This window comes from Duganella kummerowiae (assembly GCF_053572355.1).
The window spans coordinates 401,811-416,160 of the sequence record NZ_JBKFEH010000002.1; the positions used below are offsets into that span (position 1 = coordinate 401,811).

At 66.3% G+C, this 14,350-nt stretch carries 11 protein-coding genes; 10 read left to right on the forward strand and 1 reads right to left on the reverse strand.

Annotation, left to right across the window (positions count from 1 at the left end):
• Positions 1 to 73 precede the first annotated feature (73 nt).
• The 7 genes from map (at position 74) to ACLB1G_RS02590 (ending at position 10,412) form a co-directional block, all read left to right on the forward strand.
• Positions 74 to 910 (forward strand): type I methionyl aminopeptidase, encoded by an 837-nt coding sequence (map, locus tag ACLB1G_RS02560; RefSeq protein ID WP_491625601.1) that lies wholly within the window; start codon positions 74 to 76, stop codon positions 908 to 910.
• Between the two features lies 1 nt (position 911).
• Positions 912 to 3,494 carry a [protein-PII] uridylyltransferase gene (locus ACLB1G_RS02565; protein ID WP_491625602.1) on the forward strand — a complete coding sequence of 861 codons (2,583 nt, stop codon included), beginning with the start codon at positions 912 to 914 and terminating at the stop codon, positions 3,492 to 3,494.
• Between the two features lie 35 nt (positions 3,495 to 3,529).
• The gene (locus tag ACLB1G_RS02570; protein WP_491625603.1) at positions 3,530 to 4,279 is read left to right on the forward strand and encodes a pseudouridine synthase; all 750 of its coding nucleotides are present in this window, start codon (positions 3,530 to 3,532) and stop codon (positions 4,277 to 4,279) included.
• Between the two features lie 87 nt (positions 4,280 to 4,366).
• On the forward strand, positions 4,367 to 5,128 hold the full coding sequence (locus tag ACLB1G_RS02575) for a flagellar brake protein (RefSeq protein ID WP_491625604.1): 762 nt from the start codon (positions 4,367 to 4,369) through the stop codon (positions 5,126 to 5,128).
• Between the two features lie 95 nt (positions 5,129 to 5,223).
• Positions 5,224 to 8,625, forward strand: coding sequence for a hybrid sensor histidine kinase/response regulator (locus ACLB1G_RS02580; protein WP_491625605.1), 3,402 nt, complete (start codon positions 5,224 to 5,226; stop codon positions 8,623 to 8,625).
• Positions 8,612 to 9,568 (forward strand): response regulator, encoded by a 957-nt coding sequence (locus ACLB1G_RS02585; protein WP_491625606.1) that lies wholly within the window; start codon positions 8,612 to 8,614, stop codon positions 9,566 to 9,568. Before ACLB1G_RS02580 ends, ACLB1G_RS02585 begins: the two co-directional genes overlap by 14 nt.
• Before the next feature lie 31 nt (positions 9,569 to 9,599).
• On the forward strand, positions 9,600 to 10,412 hold the full coding sequence (locus tag ACLB1G_RS02590; RefSeq protein ID WP_491625607.1) for a substrate-binding periplasmic protein: 813 nt from the start codon (positions 9,600 to 9,602) through the stop codon (positions 10,410 to 10,412).
• On the opposite strand, the gene ACLB1G_RS02595 is transcribed toward ACLB1G_RS02590, so the two are convergent.
• Positions 10,396 to 11,010 carry a TetR/AcrR family transcriptional regulator gene (locus tag ACLB1G_RS02595; protein WP_491625608.1) on the reverse strand — a complete coding sequence of 205 codons (615 nt, stop codon included), beginning with the start codon at positions 11,008 to 11,010 and terminating at the stop codon, positions 10,396 to 10,398. The genes ACLB1G_RS02590 and ACLB1G_RS02595 overlap by 17 nt on opposite strands.
• A gap of 98 nt (positions 11,011 to 11,108) precedes the next feature.
• Here ACLB1G_RS02595 and ACLB1G_RS02600 point away from each other — a divergent pair, with 98 nt between their 5' ends.
• The 3 genes from ACLB1G_RS02600 to ACLB1G_RS02610 are packed head-to-tail and all read left to right on the forward strand — an operon-like array spanning position 11,109 to position 14,349.
• The gene (locus ACLB1G_RS02600) at positions 11,109 to 12,389 is read left to right on the forward strand and encodes an NAD(P)/FAD-dependent oxidoreductase (protein WP_491625609.1); all 1,281 of its coding nucleotides are present in this window, start codon (positions 11,109 to 11,111) and stop codon (positions 12,387 to 12,389) included.
• Complete coding sequence (locus tag ACLB1G_RS02605) at positions 12,386 to 13,147, forward strand: DUF1365 domain-containing protein (RefSeq protein WP_491625610.1); 762 nt, start codon at positions 12,386 to 12,388, stop codon at positions 13,145 to 13,147. Before ACLB1G_RS02600 ends, ACLB1G_RS02605 begins: the two co-directional genes overlap by 4 nt.
• Complete coding sequence (locus ACLB1G_RS02610; RefSeq protein WP_491625611.1) at positions 13,144 to 14,349, forward strand: class I SAM-dependent methyltransferase; 1,206 nt, start codon at positions 13,144 to 13,146, stop codon at positions 14,347 to 14,349. The genes ACLB1G_RS02605 and ACLB1G_RS02610 overlap by 4 nt, the downstream gene beginning before the upstream one ends.
• Position 14,350: the final 1 nt, after the last annotated feature.

Sequence of the window (14,350 nt, forward strand, 5' to 3'; positions counted from 1 at the left end):
TGCGCTGTTCACCGTTTACGCTGTTTCCCCGATTATTTAGCAGATTATTAGCTACTAGCCGATTGCGATCCCTATGCCTATTTCCATCAAAACCGCCGAAGACATCGAAGGCATGCGCCTGGCCTGCCGCCTGGGCTCCGAGGTGCTGGACTATATCACCCCCTTCGTCAAGGCCGGCGTCACCACCGCCGAACTGGATCGCCTGTGCCACGACTACATGGTCAACGTGCAAGGCACCGTCCCGGCCCCGCTGAACTACTGCCCGCCCGGCTACACGCCCTACCCCAAGTCGATCTGCACCTCGGTCAACGACGTGATCTGCCACGGCATCCCGGGCGACAAGGTGCTCAAGAACGGCGACGTGATCAACATCGACGTGACCGTCATCAAGGATGGCTACCACGGCGACAACAGCCGCATGTTCTTCATCGGCGAGCCGTCCATCCTGGCCAAGCGCCTGTCCGAGATCACCTATGAATGCATGTGGCTGGGCATCGCCCAGGTCAAGCCGGGCAAGCATCTGGGCGACATCGGCCACGCCATCCAGAAGCATGCCGAAAAGGCCGGCTACAGCGTGGTGCGCGAATTCTGCGGCCACGGCGTGGGCAAGGTGTTCCACGAGGAACCGCAGGTGCTGCACTACGGCCAGCCCGGCACCCTGGACGAACTGAAACCCGGCATGATCTTCACCATCGAGCCGATGATCAACGCCGGCCGCCGCGAAATCCGCGAAATGGGCGACGGCTGGACCATCAAGACCAAGGACCGCAGCCTGTCGGCCCAGTGGGAGCACACCGTGCTGGTGACCGAGACCGGCTACGAGGTGCTGACCCTGTCGGCCGGCAGCCCGCCGCCGCCGGCCTTCATCACGGGCGGCGCCAGCGCGGCCCCGGCCGCCGTCGCCGCCTGACATGCCCGCGGCCGCGATGAAGAAGGAATTGCGCGAACAACTCAAGCGAAGGCTGAAGGCCGACCGCCAGATCGTGGTGTCGGCCTTCCAGGCCGACGGCATGCCCGAAAAGCTGTTGCGCAGCCTGCGCCAGAGCGTGGACGGGGTGCTGACCAGCGCCTGGGAAGCGGCCGGCCTGCCGCCGGACACCGCCCTGGTGGCGGTGGGCGGCTACGGCCGCGGCGAACTGTTCCCGTATTCCGACGTCGACGTGCTGATTTTGCTGGGCCAGTCCCCCAGCCCGGAGACCACGGAAAAGCTGGAGGAACTGGTGCAGCTGCTGTGGGACCTGGGGCTGGAACTGGGCCACAGCATACGCACGGTGGACGAATGCCTGAGCGAGTCGGCGGCCGACATCACGGTCCAGACCAGCCTGCTGGAAGCGCGCCTGATCACGGGCGACGGCCAGCTGTTCGCCGAGCTGCAGCGGCGCTACGACGCCGCCATGGACCCGCAAGCCTTCTTCAACGCCAAGGTGCTGGAAATGCGCCAGCGCCACGCCAAGTATGAGGACACCGCCTTCAGCCTGGAGCCCAACTGCAAGGAAAGCCCGGGCGGCCTGCGCGACCTGCAAGTGATACTGTGGATAGTCAAGGCAGCGCGCCTGGCCAACTCCTGGCGCACCCTGGCCACCTCCGGCCTGATCACCCAGACCGAAGCCAAGCAGCTGATGGAAAAGGAGCGCGCCTTCAAGGACATCCGCATCCGGCTGCACCTGCACGCCGGCCGGCGCGAGGACCGCCTGGTGTTCGACGTCCAGACCGCGATCGCCGAAACCCTGGGCCTGCACGCCACCGGCAGCGGCCCCAACATGCGGCGCGCCAGCGAATACCTGATGCAGCGCTACTACTGGGCCGCCAAGACCGTCACCCAGCTCAACACCATCCTGCTGCAGAACATCGAGGACCGGCTGTTCCCGCAATCGGGCCAGGCCGTGCCCATCAACGAGCGCTTCAACGAGGTCGGCGGCCTGATCGACATCGCCGAGGACGACACCTTCGAGCAGGCGCCGTCCGCCATGCTGGAAATCTTCCTGCTGATGACGGAGCGCCCCTCGCTCAAGGGCATGACGGCGCGCGCCACCCGCGCCCTGTGGCACGAGCGCTTCAAGATCGACGCGGCCTTCCGCGCCGATCCGGCCAACCGCGCCCTGTTCCTGAAGATCCTGCAAGCCCCGCAAGGCATCATCCACGCCCTGCGGCGCATGAACGACATGTCCATACTGGGCCGCTACCTGCCCAACTTCCGCAAGATCGTGGGCCAGATGCAGCACGACCTGTTCCACGTGTACACGGTGGACCAGCACATCCTGATGGTGGTGCGCAATATGCGGCGCTTCACCATGCCCGAGCACGCGCACGAATACCCGTTCTGCAGCCAGCTGATGGCCAACTTCCCCAAGCCCTGGGTGCTGTACCTGGCGGCCCTGTTCCACGACATCGCCAAGGGCCGCGGCGGCGACCACTCCAAGCTGGGCATGGCGGACGCCGAACAGTTCTGCCGCGACCACGGCGTCAGCGAGGAGGACACGGAACTGGTGGTGTTCCTGGTCGAGAACCACCTGACCATGTCGCAGGTGGCGCAGAAGCAGGACCTGTCGGACCCGGACACCATCGCCGCCTTCGCCCAGGTGGTGCGCGACGAGCGCCACCTTACCGGCCTGTACCTGCTGACGGTGGCCGACATCCGCGGCACCAGCCCCAAGGTGTGGAACGCCTGGAAGGCCAAGCTGCTGGAGGATTTGTACCGCATCACCCTGCGCGTGCTGGGGGGCGAGCCGCACACGGCCGACCGCGAACTGCAGCACCGCCAGCAGGAGGCGCTGGCCACGCTGCGCCTGTACGGCCTGGACCCGCACGCCCACGAGGCGCTGTGGAAGCAGCTGGACGTGGCCTATTTCCTGCGCCACGACGCGGCCGACATCGCCTGGCAGACGCGCGCCCTGCACGACCGCGTGGACAGCCCCCGGCCGGTGGTCAAGGCGCGCCTGGCCCCCATCGGCGAGGGGCTGCAGGTGGCGGTCTACTCGCCCGACCGGCCCGACCTGTTCGCACGCATCTGCAGCTATTTCGACCGCAAGAATTTCAGCATCCTGGACGCCAAGATCCACACCACGCGCCACGGCTACGCCCTGGACACCTTCCTGGTGACGGAACAGAGTTTCGCCAACAGCTACCGCGACATCATCAGCCTGATCGAGCACGAGCTGTGCGAGCTGATCGGCTCGGACGCGCCGCTGCCGGCGCCCGGCAAGGGCCGCCTGTCGCGGCTGTCGCGCACCTTCCCGCTGCAGCCCACGGTGGACCTGCGCCCGGACGAGCGCGGCCAGTACTACATCCTGTCGCTGGCGGCCAACGACCGCACCGGCCTACTGTACTCGATTGCCAACGTGCTGACCAAGTACAAGGTCAACCTGCACACGGCCAAGGTCATGACCCTGGGCGAGCGGGTCGAGGACGTGTTCCTGCTGGACGGCGCCGCCCTCAGCAACCAGCGCAGCCAGCTGCAGCTGGAAACCGAACTGCTGGAAGCCATCAAAGTTTAAGAATTTCAAGAAGTTCAAGAAGTGAGTGAAGAATCATGAGTGAAGAATTGCTACGACTGTCGAAGCGCATGTCCGAACTGGGCCTGTGCTCGCGGCGTGAAGCCGATGAATGGATAGCACGCGGCTGGGTACGCGTGGACGGCAAGGTAGTGTCCGAGCTGGGCACCAAGATCCATCCCAGCCAGCGCGTGTCGGTCGAGCGCCAGGCGGCGGCCGAGCAATCCAAGCGCGTCACGGTCTTGATCAACAAGCCGGTCGGCTACGTCAGCGGCCAGGCCGAGGATGGCTACCAGCCGGCCGTGGCCCTGATCAAGCCGGAAAACCGCTGGGAGGACGATCCTTCACCCGAGCAGTTCCACCCCACCCAGCTGCGCAGCCTGGTGCCGGCCGGCCGCCTGGACATCGATTCGGTCGGCCTGCTGGTGCTGACCCAGGATGGCCGCGTGGCCAAGCAGCTGATCGGCGAGCATACCGACATCGACAAGGAATACCTGGTGCGGGTACGCTACACCAAGGGCGAGCGGCTGCCGGACGGCGGCCTGCAAAAGCTCAGGCACGGCCTGTGGATGGACGGCAAGCCCCTGCTGCCGGCCAAGGTGCGCTGGCAGAATGAGGATCAACTCAGTTTCACCCTGCGCGAGGGCAAGAAGCGCCAGATACGCCGCATGTGCGAAATGGTGGGCCTGGAAGTGCTGGGCCTGAAGCGTGTACGGATAGGCAAGGTCATGCTGGGCGATTTGCCGCCTGGTAAATGGCGCTACCTGCGGCCGGACGAGAAATTTTAGCCACAGGCCGGTTCCTAATTTCCTTTTTGCAAGACAAGCGCCGCCAGAGCCGCTACACTATGCGGGCTACAGATCCGTTAAAGAGCAATGAACGATCCCATCCCCAACGAATTCCGCCGTGGACCGCCGGCCCTCACCGACGCGGTGGAACCGATCGCGCCCGGCTCCAAGCCGCATGACATGACGGACGAGCACGATATCGGCAACTCCTTCACCCTGCTGGCTGAAAGCGGCGACGCGGTCTCCGTCTACCCGGCCGGCTCGGCCAGCGTGGTGATGGCACGCATCCACTCGGTCGATCCCCAGCAGCCGCGCTTCGTACTGGAGCTCAATCCCGGCGATACCCTGCCGCCCGGCGAGGCCACCTTCGTCACCCTGCTGCGCAACGCCAAGCTGCAGTTCAAGCTGACGTCGGAGTGGAGGCACAAGGAAGGCGAGCCGACCCTGATTCCGCTGGAATTTCCACTCAAGTGCTCGGTGCTGAACCGGCGCGCCTCGGCGCGCCTGGAAACCCCGCTGGGCATTTACTACATGGCCTCGTTCGTGCTCAGCGGGCGTCCGTACGAGCTGCAGCTGTACGACTTTTCGGCGGGCGGCATCGGCATGCGGGCGCCGCCGCGCGACACGGCGGGCCTGAACGTGGGCCGCAAACTGCATCGGGTGCGCCTCGATCTGGGTCCGGACACGGTCATGATCGCCGATCTGGAAGTACGGCTGGTACGCACCTTCCGCTCCTTCCTGCTGGGCGAGCAGGTGCAGATAGGCTGCCGCTTCAGCGGCTTGTCTGCCCCCATGAAGGAGGAACTGGACCGCCTGCTGGAGAGGCTGGGCAAGAAAAACCCGCGCTGACGGCATAGCGCCCGCGTGGTCGGCATATTTTTTGCTAAGGAAAAAGGCCGGATCGGCGACGATCCGGCCTTTTTTACGCTACCACGGACCGCACCATGACGGCAGCAGCCGACACCGAACCGCCACAGCGCATCGTCAAGATACGGCGCGACTACAACACCTGGGTCGCCAACGAGACCATCGAAGACTATGCCCTGCGCTTTACGCCGCGCGCATTCCGGCGCTGGTCGGTGTTCCGCGTGGCGAACACCGCCTTCGGCGCCATCTCCTTCCTGGTGCTGGAAGCCATAGGCGGCACCATCGCCGTCAACTATGGCTTCATCAATGCATTCTGGGCCATCCTGGCCGTGGGCCTGATCATCTTCCTGACCGGCCTGCCGATCAGCTACTACGCCGCCACCCATGGCGTGGACATGGACTTGCTCACGCGCGGGGCCGGCTTCGGCTACATCGGCTCCACCATCTCGTCCTTCGTGTACGCCTCCTTCACCTTCATCCTGTTCGCGCTGGAGGCGGCCATCATGGCCTATGCGCTGGAGCTGTATTTCCACCTGCCCCTGTGGATAGGCTACATGGTCAGCGCCCTGATCGTCATTCCGCTGGTGACGCACGGCGTGACCTTGATCAGCCGCATCCAGATGCTGACCCAGCCGGTGTGGCTGCTGCTCATGGCCCTGCCCTTCATCGCCATCCTGCACCGGCGCCCCGAGCTGCTGGGACAGTTGCTGGACTACGGCGGGCGCGGCGGCGAACAGGCCCACTTCAGCATGCCCATGTTCGGCGCCGCCACCGCCGTCGGCGTGGCCCTGATCACCCAGATCGGCGAGCAGGTCGACTTCCTGCGCTTCATGCCGCCCCGGACCCGCGCCAACCGCCTGCAGTGGCACCTGGGCGTGCTGGCGGCGGGGCCGGGCTGGATAGGGCTGGGCATCCTCAAGATGCTGGGCGGCGCCCTGCTGGCCTACCTGGCCTTCAGCGCGGCGGTGCCGCTGGCGCAGGCCGTCAATCCCACCCACATGTACTGGGCCGGCTTCCAGCTGGCCTTCAGCGATCCGGCCGTGGCGCTGGTCCTGACCGCCGTGTTCGTCATCATCTCCCAGGTCAAGATCAACATGACCAACGCCTACGCCGGTTCGCTGGCCTGGTCCAATTTCTTCGCGCGCCTCACGCACAGCCATCCGGGCCGCGTGGTGTGGGCCGTGTTCAACGCCCTGATCGCCGTACTGCTGATGGAACTGGACGTGTTCCAGGCCCTGGACCAGGTGCTGGGCCTGTACTCCAATATCGCCATTTCCTGGATCACGGCGGTGGTGGCCGACCTGGTCATCAACAAGCCGCTGGGCCTGAGCCCGAAAGGGATCGAATTCCGGCGCGCCTACCTGTACGACATCAACCCGGTCGGGGTGGGCGCCATGGCGCTGGCCTCGGCCCTGTCCATCGCCGCCTACACCGGCCTGTTCGGCGCACAGGCACACAGCTTCTCGGCCTTCATCGCGCTCCTGACCGCGCTGGTGGCGTCGCCCGCGATCGCCATCGCCACGCGCGGGCGATACTACCTGGCGCGGCCGGCCGCCCACCCCCACAGCAAGACCTGCGTGATTTGCGAGAAGGAGTACGAGGCCGACGACATGGCGCACTGCCCGGCCTACCAGGGTTCGATCTGCTCGCTGTGCTGCTGCCTGGACGCGCGCTGCAACGACGTCTGCAAGCCGCACGCGCGCTTCTCCACCCAGTGGGAGGCGGCGGCGCGCGCCGTGCTGCCGAAATCCACCTGGCCCTACCTGGGCAGCGGGCTGGGACACTACCTGCTGCTGATGCTGGTCACTGTGCTGTTCCTGGCCGCCCTGCTGGGACTGATCTACTACCACGAGCAATCGGTGCTGCCGGCCGATGCGGCCGCCCTGCTGCCGGCGTTGCGGCTGGTGTTCTTCAAGATTTTCGCGGCCCTGCTGCTGGCCAGCGGCATCGTGGCCTGGTGGCTGGTGCTGACCAGCGAAAGCCGGCGCGTAGCGCAGGAGGAATCGAACCGGCAGACCGGCCTGCTGGTGCGCGAGATCGAGCTGCACAGCCAGACCGACGCCCAGCTGCAGCAGGCCAAGAAGACCGCCGACCTGGCCAACCAGGCCAAGAGCCGCTACATCGCCGGCATCAGCCACGAGATCCGCACCCCGCTCAACGCCATCCTCGGCTACGCCCAGCTGCTCGACAACGATCCCTCGATACCGGCCAACCGCCAGCAGGCGGTGCGCGTGATACGCGGCAGCGGCGAGCATTTGCTGTCGCTGATCGAGGGCACGCTGGACATCGCCCGCATCGAGGGCGGCAAGTTCACCTTCGACATCAAGGAACTGGACTTCCCCGACTTCATCGCGCAAATCGTGCGCATGTTCGAGCTGCAGGCCGCCAACAAGGGCCTGGCCTTCCGCTACGAGCTGACCGGGCAGCTGCCGCGCGTGGTGCGCGCCGACCGCAAGCGCCTGGGCCAGATCCTGATGAATATCCTCGGCAACGCGGTCAAGTTCACCAGCCGCGGCGGCATCGTGTTCCGCCTGCACTACGCGCGCGAGATGGCCTCGTTCGAGGTGCAGGACAGCGGCCCCGGCATCCTGCAGGAAGAGATCGACCACATCTTCGAACCGTTCTCGCGCGGCAGCGCCAGCGCGCACGCCAACGCCAGCGGCACCGGCCTGGGCCTGCCGATCAGCAAGATGCTGACCCAGATGATGGGCGGCGAACTGAATATCCGCAGCACGCCGGGCCAGGGCAGCGTGTTCCACATCCGTTTGTTCCTGCCCAGCGTGCATGCGCCGGGCAAGGCCGGTGCCGACACGGCCGCCACACCGTTGCTGCGCACCGGCTACCTGGGGCCCCGCCGCCGCGTGCTGGTGGTGGACAACGAGCAGGTCGACCGCGAACTGCTGCTAGCCATCCTGCAGCCGCTGGGTTTCGAGGTGGCCCAGGCCGATTCCGGCGCGGCCTGCCTGGAACGCTACAGCGCCTTCCGGCCCGACCTGATCCTGATGGACCTGGCCATGCCCGGCATGGATGGCTGGGAGACCAGCGCCATCCTGCGCCGGCGCGCACAATCAACGGTGCCGATCGCCATCGTCTCGGCCAACGCCTTCGACAAGGGCATGGACAACGCGGCCGGCATCACGGCGGCCGACTTCATCGTCAAGCCGGTCAACGTGGGCGAGCTGCTGGACTGGATAGGCCGCCAGCTGGCCCTGGAATGGACTACCGGCCCGCGCGCGCCGGCGCCGCCGCCGGAGCCGCCGCAGGAACTGGTGTTCCCGCCCGAACCGCTGCTGCAAGCCCTGCGCGAGCAGATCCGCATTGGCTACGTACGCGGCATCGTCACCCAGCTGGACGAGATCAGCGCCCTCGATGCGCGCTACCATCCCTTCACGCACACCATGCGCAACTTCGCGGCCCGCTTCCAGCTCGATGCGATGGCCAACTTCGTCGGAAAGGCAGACTTGCATGAACCCATTTGAACGCGGCAAACTGGTATTGGTGGTGGACGACGTGCCGGAAAACCTGGCCGTGCTGCACGATGCGCTGGACGAATCCGGCTACACGGTGCTGGTGGCCAACCACGGCCAGGCCGCGCTGGAGCGGGCCGCCGCCGCCCAGCCCGACATCATCCTGCTGGACGCCATCATGCCCGGCATGGACGGCTTCGAGGTGTGCCGCCGCCTGAAAGCGGACATGGCCACCCGCCACATCCCGGTGGTGTTCATGACCGGCCTGACCGAGACCGAGCACGTGGTGGCGGCCTTCGAGGCCGGCGGCAACGACTACGTCACCAAGCCGCTGCGCACCAGCGAAGTGCTGGCCCGGATCGCCTCGCACATGCAGACCGCCAGGCTGATGAACCAGGCCCGCAGCGCGCTGGACGCCTTCGGCAACGCCGTGATCGCGGTGCGTCCCGAAGATGGCCGCATCGTGTGGCAAACGCCGCTGGCGCGCCAGCTGCTGCAGGGCTATCTGCCGGCCGACGACAGCGCCCAGGCCCCGCCCCAGCTGCGCGCGTGGCTGGACGCCACCCAGCTGGCGCACCGCGCCGGCCAGGCCCATGCGCCGCTGACCATCGCCAGCGGCGCCCGCCGCCTGATCTTCTCGGCGGCCGAATACAGCGAGAACGCGCAGTGGATGATCGTGCTGCGCGAGGAATCGGACGCGGCCCTGGTCGAGGCCCTGATGTCCTGTTTGAAGCTGACCCAGCGCGAATCGGAGGTGCTGAACTGGGTCATCAAGGGCAAGACCAACCGCGACATCGGCGACATCCTCGGCACCAGCCCGCGCACCGTGAACAAGCACCTGGAGCATGTGTTCATCAAGCTGGGCGTGGAGACCCGCACCTCGGCCGCCTCGGTGGCCCTCAACAAGATCAGGGCCTTGAAACCGGAAGCGGCCGCGGCTTTCATGATAGGATGAACAACTGGCATAACTCCTCTCCAGCGGGCTGATGACGAACAACGCGAGGCGCTACCCGGGCTGGCTGCTGGCCCTACCCCTGAGTGTCCATGCGGCCGCGCCGCTGCCCGTCACCATTTACGCCGACGCCGGCTATCCGCCCTACTCCTATGAAGAAGCCGGCAAACCGGCCGGCCTGTATTACGAGATCGTGCGCACGGCCGTCTCGCGCATGCCGGACTACAAGGTCGACATCCAGCCGGTGCCGTGGAAGCGCGGCATGGCCATGCTGAAAAGCGGCGCCGCCTTCGCGCTGTATCCGCCCTACATGAACACCAGGGAAGAGCCCTGGACCTGGCCCTATTCACTGCCGCTGTACGAGGAAAAGGTGGTGGCGGTGTGCCGCAAGGATGTATTGTCCAAGCCGCGCCGGCATTGGCCGCAGGATTTCTACGGCCTCACCATCGGCAACAACGCCGGCTTCGTGGTGGGCGGCGATGAATTTGAAACGGCGGTCCGGGAGGGCAAGCTGCGCGTGGAAGAAGGCAAGGATACCGCCACCAACATCGTCAAGCTGGGGCTCAGGCGCATCGACTGCTACATCAACGACCGCGTCTCCATCCAGTGGACGCGCAACCAGCTCAAGGCCCAGGGCAAGTATGACGAGGGCGGCGTCCATGCCGAGCTGGCCGAGGCCACTGTGATCGCGGTGGAACACGGCTTCCTCGGCTTCACCGACCGCGACAACGGAAAATTCACTTACAAGACCGACTTCGTCAAGCAGTTCGACAGCGTCATCTACCAGATGAAGCGTACCGGCGAAATCGACGCCATCGCCCGCAGCTACTTCAGGAACCACCCGTGAAGCCGTCGAAGGACACCCTCAGCATGTGGCGCACGATATCGTCGGTGCTCATCTTGCTGAACTTCTGCAAGTACTCCACGGCAGGATCGCAAGTGCGCGCGTAGTAGCTGAACAGGATCACGTCGCTGGGCAGGTCGGCGTTCAGCAGGCCGTCGCGCTGGGCCTGCTGCACCATGGCTTCCAGCTGCCGGTTCAGCTTGCGGATGCGCAGCATGTACTTCAGGTTGCGCATCAGCATTTCGCGCACATGGTTGCTGGTCGAGGGCAGGAAGGGCAGCCCGCCTTCCAGCCGCACCCGCAGCGCCCACTCCAGCAACACCTTCAGCTTGGCCACCGGATCGAGCGCGGCATCGATGCCGGCCACGTAGTCCAGCGCGCCGTCGAGCAGGCGTATCAGCGCCTCGCCCACCAGTTCCTCCTTCGACTTGAAGTGCTTGTACAGGCTGGGCTTGGAGATGCCGACCGCACCGGCCACATCGTCCATGGTCATCAAATCATAGCCCTTGCTGCTCAGCACGGCAGTCGCGGCGTCCAGGATGGCGTTCTCGCGCAGCTTGAATGCCTGATTCTTAAAGCTAAGTTTAGGAAATATACTCATCGATAAATTTCGCTACTAATCAGTAGCTTTTCTATGGTGCCGGTAGTAATATTAGCACGCCGGTACGAACTCGAGCATGAATAAACCCCGTGGAGACCATGAATCCAACACGTAAACGCATCGCCGTCATCGGAGCAGGCATTTCCGGCCTGGCCAGCGCCTATTTCCTCAACCGCCGCCATGAGGTGGTGCTGTTCGAGGCGGGCGCCTACCTGGGCGGCCATACCAACACGGTCGATGTCACGCTGGAAGGCCGCACCCACGGCGTGGATACCGGTTTCCTGGTCTATAACGAGCGTACCTACCCCAACCTGATCGCCCTGTTCGAGGAACTGGACGTAGCCAGCATAGACAGCGACATGTCGTTTGCCGTGTCCATGGATGGCGGCGCCCTGGAATGGGCCGGCACCAGCCTGGATACCGTGTTTGCCCAGCGCGCCAACCTGTGTTCGCCGCGCTTCCTGCGCATGCTGTGGGACCTGCTGCATTTCAACCGCAACGCCTCCCGCTACCTGGGGCAGGCCGGCAGCGAACCGCTCACGCTGGGCCAGCTGCTGGCGCGGCAGGGCTATGGTGCGGGCTTTCGCGACGACTACCTGCTGCCCATGGCGGCCGCGATCTGGTCCAGCGCCCCGCGCGACATCCTGGATTTCCCGGCCGCGACCTTTTTGCGCTTTTGCCTGAACCACGGGCTGCTGCAGGTGAACGGCAGGCCGCGCTGGCGCACCGTGTCCGGCGGCGCACGCCACTACGTGCAAAAGATCGCCGCCACCCTGCCCGCCTGCCGTCTGGGCACGCCAGTGCGCGCCGTGCGGCGCGAGGGCGGGCAGGTCCTGGTCCACACCGACGCCGGCAGCGAGGCCTACGACGAGGTGGTGTTCGCCACCCACGCCCCGGCCACCCTCGCGATGCTGGCCGATGCCGACGACAACGAGCGCGCCATCCTGGGCGCGGTGCGCTACCAGCCCAACACGGCCTGGCTGCACACCGACACCGCCCTGATGCCGCAACGGCGCAAGCTATGGTCGGCCTGGAATTACCTGTCCGGCGCGCGGGTCGACGGCGCGCGCCCGGTGTGCGTGACCTACTGGCTCAACCAGCTGCAGGCGCTGCCGTTCCAGACCCCGGTGCTGGTCACCCTCAATCCGCATACGCCGCCGCATTCGGACGCGGTACTGGCGCGCTTCGACTACGACCATCCCATCATGGACCAGGCGGCCATCGCGGCGCAGCAGCAGCTGGCGCAGATCCAGGGCGTGCGCGGCGCCTGGTATGCCGGCGCCTGGTGCGGCTACGGCTTCCACGAGGACGGGCTGAAATCCGCGCTGCGCATCGCCGCCGCCTTCGGCGCCGCTCCCCCCTGGGCCACGCTGCCATGAGCGCCCCGGCACAGCTGCTGCGCGGCCAGGTCATGCACGCCCGCCTGCGGCCGGCGCGGCACCGCTTCATTTATCCGGTGTGCTACGTCCGCCTTAACCTGGCGCGCCTGGACCAGTGCAACTCGGCCTGGTTCGGTGTGGACCGCTGGCGCCCGCTGTCGATACGCACGCGCGACTACGGTCCGCGCGACGGCACCAGCCTGGAGGCCTGGATGCGCGCCCTGCTGCGCCAGCACGGCGTCGACGCCGATGGCGAGATCTGGCTGCAGACCTTCCCGCGCGTGGCCGGCTACGTGTTCAATCCGGTCAGCTTCTGGGAGTGCCACGACGCCGCAGGCAAACTGTGCGCCGTGCTGGCGGAAGTCAACAACACCTTTGGCGAAACCCACCGCTACCTGCTGCGTCCGGACCAAGACGGCGCCGCCATGGCGTCCAAGCAGATGCACGTGTCGCCCTTCTGCGAAGTGCGCGGCCACTACCGCTTCCGTTTCCGCGAAGCTGAATCGAGCCGCGTCACTGCCATCGATTACCACGACGACGACGGCCCGCTGCTCAAGACCACCCTGAGCGGGCGCGCCGTGCCGCTCACGCCGGCCGCCGTGCGCGCCGCGCTGTGGCGCTATCCCTTGCTGGGCGTGGGCATCGTGGCCCGCATCCACTGGCAGGCGCTCAGGCTGTGGCTCAAGCGCGTGCCCTGGTTCAGCAAGCCGCCCGCTCCCATCCAAACCACCACCGTGCAACAGGAGACTGCCCGATGAATCACACCCTGTCCACCCAGCCGCTGGCGGCGCCGGCCGGCGCGCGCCTGTTCCTGGCGCTGCTGAGCAAGATCCGGCACGGCCACCTGGAGCTGATCACACCGGACGGCAACCGCATGTTGTTTGGCGACGCCCATGCCCCGAGAGGGGCCGTGCTGCGGCTGCACGACTGGCGCGCCTGCCAGCGCATCCTGCAGGCCGGCGACATCGGCTTTGCGGAAGGCTATGGCGCGGGCTGGGCCGAAACGCCGGACCTGGCCGCCCTGCTGCGGCTGGCGATCCGCAACGAAGCGGCGCTGGACCAGATGCTGTTCGGCGGCGTGCTGGCGCGCTGCTGGTACCGCCTGCGCCACTGGCTGCGCCCCAACACCCGCAAGGGCAGCGAGCGCAACATCCACGCCCACTACGACATCGGCAACGACTTCTACGCGCTGTGGCTGGACCCCAGCTGGACCTATTCGGCCGCCATCTTTGACGGCGATTACACCCAGTCCCTGCAGCGCGCGCAGGAGCGCAAGTACCAGCGCATCATCGACACCCTGGGCCTGCGCCCCGGACAGCGCGTGCTGGAGATAGGCTGCGGCTGGGGCGGTTTCGCGGAGCAGGCCGCGCGCCAGGGCATCCATGTGCATGGCGTGACCATCTCGCGCGCGCAGCTGGAGGTGGCCCAGCGCCGCATCCGCGAACACGGGCTGGAAGAACGCGCGCAGCTGGAACTGCGCGACTACCGCGACCTGGACGGCCAGTATGACGCCGTGGTGTCGATCGAGATGTTCGAGGCCGTCGGCGAGCGCTACTGGCCCGAATACTTCCGCACGGTGGCGGCGCGCCTGGCGCCGGGCGGCCAGGCGCTGGTGCAGTCGATTACCATCGCCGAACGCCATTTCGAGCGCTACCGCAGCAGCGCCGACTTCATCCAGCAGTACATCTTCCCGGGCGGGATGCTGCCCAGCGTGGAACGCTTCGAGCGCCACGCCGAGCGCGCCGGGCTGGCGCCGCAGGAGCACTACGCCTTCGGCCCCGATTACGCCGAAACCCTGCGCCGCTGGAATACCCACTACCAGGCCGCGCGCGCCGGCATCGCGGCCCAGGGCTTCGACCAGCACTTCATGCGCATCTGGGAACTGTATTTCGCCTACTGCGAAGCCGCCTTCGACGAGGGACGCACCGATGTGGTCCAATTCCTGCTCCGCAAGGGCTGAG

Excerpts from the sequence above, each read along its gene's own strand:
- map (WP_491625601.1), top strand. The coding sequence starts at position 74 with ATGCCTATTTCCATCAAAACCGCCGAAGACATCGAAGGCATGCGCCTG.
- ACLB1G_RS02565 (WP_491625602.1), top strand. The coding sequence starts at position 912 with ATGCCCGCGGCCGCGATGAAGAAGGAATTGCGCGAACAACTCAAGCGA.
- ACLB1G_RS02570 (WP_491625603.1), top strand. The coding sequence starts at position 3,530 with ATGAGTGAAGAATTGCTACGACTGTCGAAGCGCATGTCCGAACTGGGC.
- ACLB1G_RS02575 (WP_491625604.1), top strand. The coding sequence starts at position 4,367 with ATGAACGATCCCATCCCCAACGAATTCCGCCGTGGACCGCCGGCCCTC.
- ACLB1G_RS02580 (WP_491625605.1), top strand. The coding sequence starts at position 5,224 with ATGACGGCAGCAGCCGACACCGAACCGCCACAGCGCATCGTCAAGATA.
- ACLB1G_RS02585 (WP_491625606.1), top strand. The coding sequence starts at position 8,612 with ATGAACCCATTTGAACGCGGCAAACTGGTATTGGTGGTGGACGACGTG.
- ACLB1G_RS02590 (WP_491625607.1), top strand. The coding sequence starts at position 9,600 with ATGACGAACAACGCGAGGCGCTACCCGGGCTGGCTGCTGGCCCTACCC.
- ACLB1G_RS02595 (WP_491625608.1), bottom strand. The coding sequence starts at position 11,010 with ATGAGTATATTTCCTAAACTTAGCTTTAAGAATCAGGCATTCAAGCTG.
- ACLB1G_RS02600 (WP_491625609.1), top strand. The coding sequence starts at position 11,109 with ATGAATCCAACACGTAAACGCATCGCCGTCATCGGAGCAGGCATTTCC.
- ACLB1G_RS02605 (WP_491625610.1), top strand. The coding sequence starts at position 12,386 with ATGAGCGCCCCGGCACAGCTGCTGCGCGGCCAGGTCATGCACGCCCGC.
- ACLB1G_RS02610 (WP_491625611.1), top strand. The coding sequence starts at position 13,144 with ATGAATCACACCCTGTCCACCCAGCCGCTGGCGGCGCCGGCCGGCGCG.